At 49.6% G+C, this 7,203-nt stretch carries 4 protein-coding genes; all 4 read left to right on the forward strand.

The window, feature by feature from the left end; all coding sequences use genetic code 11:
• The coding region (locus tag KBW69_RS22960; protein WP_257282438.1) for a C2H2-type zinc finger protein at positions 1 to 741 on the forward strand (741 nt) is incomplete at its 5' end.
• A gap of 389 nt (positions 742 to 1,130) precedes the next feature.
• On the forward strand, positions 1,131 to 3,317 hold the full coding sequence (locus KBW69_RS22965) for a C2H2-type zinc finger protein (protein WP_257282440.1): 2,187 nt from the start codon (positions 1,131 to 1,133) through the stop codon (positions 3,315 to 3,317).
• A 219-nt stretch (positions 3,318 to 3,536) separates the two neighbouring features.
• Complete coding sequence (locus KBW69_RS22970) at positions 3,537 to 5,642, forward strand: C2H2-type zinc finger protein (RefSeq protein ID WP_257282441.1); 2,106 nt, start codon at positions 3,537 to 3,539, stop codon at positions 5,640 to 5,642.
• A gap of 220 nt (positions 5,643 to 5,862) precedes the next feature.
• The coding region (locus KBW69_RS22975; protein ID WP_257282442.1) for a C2H2-type zinc finger protein at positions 5,863 to 7,203 on the forward strand (1,341 nt) is incomplete at its 3' end.

A 7,203-nucleotide genomic window follows, 5' to 3' on the forward strand; every position in this document is an offset into this window, starting at 1 on the left:
CACCCCGGCTGTGAAAAATCATTTGGCTCTCAAGCCTCATTGAACAATCACAAAAGGAAATATCACACCGGAGAGCGAAACTGCCCTGAGTGCCAGAAAATCCTGCCAAACGCACAAGCCCTGTCGGTTCACAAAAGAAAATATCATACCCCAGAGCAAACCTGCCCTGAGTGCCAGAAGACCCTGCCAAACGCGAAAGCCCTGTCGGTTCACAAAAGTGAATATCACAGCGGAGAGCAAATCTGCCCTGAGTGCCAGAAGACCCTTCGAAACGTGAAAGCCATGTCGGTTCACAAAAGAAAAGATCATACCCCAGAGCAAACCTGCACTGAGTGTCAGAAGACCCTTCCAAACGCTCATGCCCTGTCGAATCACAAAAGTCAATATCACACCCCGGAGCAAACCTGCCCTGAGTGCCAGAAGACCCTGCCAAACGTAAAAGCCATGTCGGTTCACAAAAGAAAAGATCACACCCCAGAGCAAATCTGCGCTGAGTGTCAGAAGACCCTGCCAAACGCTCATGCCCTTACGAATCACAAAAGTCAATATCACACCGGAGAGCAAACCTGCCCTGAGTGCCAGAAGACCCTGCCAAACGCTGTGGCACTGTCGAATCATAAAAAACAATGTCACACCCCAGAGCAAACCTGCCCTGAGTGCCAGAAGACACTGCCAAGCGTGAAAGCCCTGTCGAATCACAGAAGGCAACACCGAAAACGAAAGTTTGATGATGCAAAGTAAAGTGATTGATTTTTGCTTATCACAGGCTCAGGAGGGAAACCTTCTTCAGCAAGCAGGTCTTAATGCAAATGTGGCAACACGAAATCACCAGTGCTTCGACTGCACCATGAAAGACACTCCCTTGTTGACGGCTCAGACCTCATCGAACCCGGCTAATCGTCTTGCTGTAGCTCTGTGATCGTGCCTGAGTTCATTGCTTTTCTGTAACCTTATTTTACGACAATCATCAAGTATAAAACATCGGCGTTTCAGTAAAATATCAGCACGTTTACCATGGATGGGAGAATCCATGAACCACTACGTTTTAGTTCCTTGCCCCTTATCCTCTCGTCTATCCTCACTGCTCCTATCCATAGAAAAAAAAGGATAGAACCATTAAAAGTCTACTCTTGCACGTACTGATCGTTGTGCCATTCGTTTGCACGGTTGAGTCACAGACCTACCGTTTTATCGTTGAGGTTAACCAGAATGGGGCTTCGACAAGCCAGAGTTTTTCTATAAAAACTGAGCCGGGCACATTATCTGAAATGACAATGAACGATGGGGGGGTGATGCAAAACGAACCATCAAACATTACCCGCACAAATGGATATTCAGGGTCAGGCTCACCACTCGATGACAAACCCTGTAGGCGAAACAAATTTCAGATCATCACTTGTATGTACGGAACGGGCGGCGGTAACTATTCCCGGACAACGGGGCCAGAAGATCATGATCAGTCATTCAATAGGCATTCAGAAAAATATCATTATCTATACGACAACGAACATAATGATGAAAATTCGGGCCGACCTACCGACTCCCGACATAGCCTTGACGAAAATTGCCATCAACAGCCCTGTTGTCATCGACAAGGACGCTGTATCTTCGCTCCATCGACAACTATCCGGTGTCGTTCAACCTCAGATGACTCTTTCGGTTGCAGAACAGATGTCCTTTTGCAAACAGGCGATCAGGAGTCTGGCCCGGTAAGCCATCCTGCTGATGGTCCGACAGTTGTCTCGGGTGCTGACAGTACAACCGGTCCATCATTAACATTAAATCCACCTCCTGCAAAAAAACAAAGGAAGGCAGGCTCCAAAAAATACCGATGTGATCACCCCGGCTGTGAAAAATCATTTAGCTCTCAAGCCTCATTGAGCACTCACAAAAGGCAATATCACACCGGAGAGAAAACCTGCCCTGAGTGCCAGATGATCCTGCGAAACGCTCAAGCCTTGTCCGATCACAAAAGAAAAGATCACACCCAAGAGCAAGCCTGCCCTGAGTGCCAGAAGACCGTGCCAAATGCTAGAGACATGTCGACTCACAAAAGTCAATATCACACCGGAGAGCAAACCTGCCCTGAGTGCCAGAAGATCCTGCCAAACGCTCAAGCCCTGTCCGATCACAAAAGAAAAGATCACACCCCGGAGCAAGCCTGCCCTGAGTGCCAGAAAATCCTGCCAAACGCGAAAGCCCTTTCGGATCACAAAAGAAAAGATCACACTCCGGAGCAAACCTGCCCTGAGTGCCAGAAGATCCTGCCAAACGCGCAAGCCTTGTCGGCTCACAAAAGTCAATATCACACCGGAGAACGAACCTGCCCTGAGTGCCAGAAGATCCTGCCAAACGCTCAAGCCCTGTCGGATCACAAAAGAAAAGATCACACCCCGGAGCAAACCTGCCCTGAATGCCAAAAGACCTTGCCAAACGCTCAAGTCCTGAAGGTTCACAAGAGAAAAGATCACACCCCGGAGCAAACCTGCCCTGAGTGCCAGAAGACTTTGCCAAACGCTCAAGCCCTGTCGGCTCACAAAAGAAAAGATCATACCCCAGAGCAAACTTGCCCTGAGTGCCAGAAGATCTTGCCAAACGCTCAAGCCCTGTCGGTTCACAAAAGTCAATATCACACCGGAGAGCAAACCTGCCCTGAGTGCCAGAAGACCCTGCCAAACGTGAAAGCCCTGTGGGATCACAAAAGAAAAGATCACACCCCAGCGCAAACCTGCCCTAAGTGCCAGAAGACCCTGCCAAACGCGAAAGCTCTGTCGGTTCACAAAAGTGAATATCACAGCGGAGAGCAAACCTGCCCAGAGTGTCAGAAGACCCTGCCAAACGTGAAAGCCCTGTGGGATCACAAAAGAAAAGATCATACCCCAAAGCAAACCTGCCCTGAGTGCCAGAAGACCCTGCCAAACTTGAAAGCCCTGTCGGTTCACAAAAGTGACTACCACACCGGAGAGCGAACCTGCCCTGAGTGCCAGAAGATCCTGCCAAACACGAAAGCCCTGTGGGATCACAAAAGAAAAGACCACACCTCAGAGCAAACCTGCCCTGAGTGCCAGAAGACGCTGCCAAACGTGAAAACCCTGACGGTTCACAAAAGTGAATATCACACCGGAGAGCAAACCTGCTCTAAGTGCCAGAAAACGCTGCCAAACGCAAAAGCCCTGTCGGACCACAGAAGAAAAGATCATACCCCAGAGCAAACCTGCCCAGAGTGCCAGAAGATCCTGTCAAACACGAAAGCCCTGTCGGATCACAGAAGGCAACACCGAAAACGAAAGCTTGATGATGCAAAGTCAGGTGATTGATTTCTGCTTGTCACAGGCTCAGGGGGTGAAGGGCTAAACGCTTTTTACGACAGTCATCAGGTATAAAACATCAGCGTTTCAGTAAAATTTCTGCATATTTGAAATGGATGGGAGAATCCATGAGCCACTCTGTTTTAGTTCCTTGCCCCTGATCCTCTCGTCTATCCTCACTGCTCCTATCCATAGAAAACAAAGGATAGAAACATTAAAAGTATACTCTTGCACGTATTGGTCGTTGTGCCATTCGTCTGCCCGGTTGAGTCACAGACCTACCGTTTTATCGTTGAGGTTAACCAGATCGGGGGTTCGGCAAGCCAGAGTTTTTCTATAAAAACTGAGCCGGGCACATTATCTGCGATGCCAATGAACGATGGGAGGCCGGTGCAAAACGAACCATCACACATTACCCGCACCAACGGATATTCAGGGTCAGGCTCACCGCCTGATGACAAACCCTGCAGGCGAAACAAATTTCAGATCATCACTTGTATGTACGGAACGGGCAGCGGGAACTATTCCCGGACAACGGGGCAAGAGGGTCATGGTCAGTCATTCAATGGACATTCAGAGAAATCGCATTATCTATACGACAACGGCCATAACGATGAAAATTCGGGCCGACCCACCGACTCCCGACATAGCCTCGACGAAAATTGCCATCAACAGCCCTGTTGTCATCGACAAGGATGCTGTATCTTCGCTCCATCCACAACTATCCGGTGTCGTTCAACCTCAGATGACTCTTTCGCTTGCAGAACAGATGTCTATTTGCAAACAGGCGATCAGGAGTCTGGCCCGGTAAGCCATCCTGCTGATGGTCCGACAGTTGTCTCGGGTGCTGACAGTACAACCGGTCCATCACTAACATTAAATCCACCTCCTGCGAAAAAACAAAGGAAGGCAGACTCCAAAAAATACCGATGTGATCACCCCGGCTGTGAAAAATCATTTGACTCTCAAGCCTCATTGAACAATCACAAAAGGCAATATCACACCGGAGAGCGAACCTGCCCTGAGTGCCAGAAGACCCTGCCAAACGCACAAGCCCTGTCGGTTCACAAAAGAAAAGATCACACCCGAGAGCGAACCTGCCCTGAGTGCCAGAAGACCCTGCCAAATGCCAGAGCCTTGTCGACTCACAAAAGTCAATATCACACCGGAGAGCAAACCTGCCCTGAGTGCCAGAAGATCCTGCCAAACGCAATAACCCTGTCGACTCACAAAAGAAAAGATCACACCCCAGAGCAAGCCTGCCCTGAGTGCCAGAAAATCCTGCCAAACGCGAAAGCCCTTTCGGATCACAAAAGAAAAGATCACACTCCAGAGCAAACCTGCCCTGAGTGCCAGAAGATCCTGCCAAACGCGCAAGCCCTGACGGCTCACAAAAGTCAATATCACACCGGAAAACGAGCCTGCCCTGAGTGCCAGAAGATCCTACCAAACGCTCAAGCCCTGTCGGATCACAAAAGAAAAGATCACACCCCGGAGCAAACCTGCCCTGAGTGCCAGAAGATCCTACCAAACGCTCAAGCCCTGTCGGATCACAAAAGAAAAGATCACACCCCGGAGCAAACCTGCCCTGAGTGCCAGAAGACTTTGCCAAACGCTCAAGCCCTGTCGGCTCACAAAAGAAAAGATCACACCCCAGAGCAAACCTGCCCTGAGTGCCAGAAGACCCTGCCAAACGCTCGAGCCCTGTCGGTTCACAAAAGAAGATGTCACACCCCAGAGCAAACCTGCCCTGAGTGTCAGAAGACCTTGCCAAACGCTTATGCCCTGTCGAATCACAAAAGTCAATATCACACCGGAGAGCAAACCTGCCCAGAGTGCCAGAAGACCTTGCCAAACTTGAAAGCCCTGTGGGATCACAAAAGAAAAGATCACACCCCAAAGCAAACCTGCCCAGAGTGCCAGAAGACCCTGCCAAACGCGAAAGCTCTGTCGGTTCACAAAAGTGAATATCACAGCGGAGAGCAAACCTGCCCAGAGTGCCAGAAGACCCTGCCAAACTTGAAAGCCCTGTGGGATCACAAAAGAAAAGATCACACCCCAAAGCAAACCTGCCCTGAGTGCCAGAAGCCCCTGCCAAACTTGAAAGCTCTGTCGGTTCACAAAAGTGAATACCACACCGGAGAGCGAACCTGCCCTGAGTGCCAGAAGATCCTGCCAAACATGAGAGCCCTGTGGGATCACAAAAGAAAAGACCACACCTCAGAGCAAACCTGCCCTGAGTGCCAGAAGACGCTGCCAAACGCGAAAGCCCTGTGGGATCACAGAAGGCAACACCGAAAACGAAAGCTTGATGATGCAAAGTCAGGTGATTGATTTCTGCTTGTCACAGGCTCAGGGGAGTGAAGGGCTAAACGCTTTTTACGACAGTCATCAGGTATAAAACATCAGCGTTTCAGTAAAATTCCTGCATATTTGAAATGGATGGGAGAATCCATGAGCCACTGTGTTTTAGTTTCCTGCCCCTTATCCTCTCGTCTATCCTCACTGCTCCTATCCATAGAAAAAAAAGGATAGAACCATTAAAAGTCTACTCTTGCACGTATTGATCGTTGTGCCATTCGTTTGCACGGTTGAGTCACAGACCTACCGTTTTATCGTTGAGGTTAACCAGAACGGGGCTTCGACAAGCCAGAGTTTTTCTACAAAAACTGAGCCGGGCACATTATCTGAAATGGCAATGAACGATGGGATGCCGATGCAAAACGAACCATCAAACATTACCCGCACAAATGGATATTCAGGGTCAGGCTCACCACTCGATGACAAACCCTGTAGGCGAAACAAATTTCAGATCATCACTTGTATGTACGGAACGGGCGGCGCTAACTATTCCCGGACAACGGGGCCAGAAGATCATGATCAGTCATTCAATAGGCATTCAGAAAAATATCATTATCTATACGACAACGAACATAATGATGAAAATTCGGGCCGACCTGCCGACTCCCGACATAGCCTTGACGAAAATTGCCATCAACAGCCCTGTTGTCATCGACAAGGACGCTGTATCTTCGCTCCATCCACAACTATCTGGTGTCTTTCAACCTCAGATGACTCTTTCGCTTGCAGAACAGATGTCTATTTGCAAACAGGTGATCAGGAATCTGGACCGGTAAGCCATCCTGCCGGAGGTCTGACAGTTGTCTCAGGAGCTGAAAGTACAACCGGTCCATCATTAACATTAAATTCCCCTCCTGCGAAAAAAGAAAGGAAGGCAGGCTCCAAAAAATACCGATGTGATCACCCCGGCTGTGAAAAACCACTAAGCTCTCAAGCCTCATTGAGCACTCACAAAAGTCAATATCACACCGGAGAGCAAACCTGCCCTGAGTGCCAAAAGACCCTGCCAAACGCGAGAGCACTGACGGCTCACAAAAGAAAAGATCACACCCCATGGCAAACCTGCCCTGAGTGCCAGAAGATCCTGCCAAACGCTCAAGCGCTGTCGACTCACAAAAGAAAATATCATACCCCAGAGCAAACCTGCCCTGAGTGCCAGAAGACCCTGCCAAACGCTCAAGCCCTGTCGGTTCACAAAAGTCAATATCACACCGGAGAGCGAACCTGCCCTGAGTGCCGGAAGACCCTGCCAAACGCTCTAGCCCTGTCGGCTCACAAAAGAAAAGATCACACCCCAGAGCGAACCTGCCCAGAGTGCCAGAAGACCCTGCCAAACGCTCTGGCCCTGTCGGCTCACAAAAGGAAAGATCACACCCCGGAGCAAACCTGCCCAGAGTGTCAGAAGACCTTGCCAAACGCGAAAGCCCTATCGGATCACAAAAGAAAAGATCACACCCCAGAGCAAGCCTGCCCTGAGTGCCAGAAGACCCTGCCAAACGCTCAAGCCCTGTCGGTTCACAAAAGTGAATATCAC

The organism is Endozoicomonas sp. ISHI1 (genome assembly GCF_024606225.1).
GTDB lineage: Bacteria > Pseudomonadota > Gammaproteobacteria > Pseudomonadales > Endozoicomonadaceae > Endozoicomonas_A.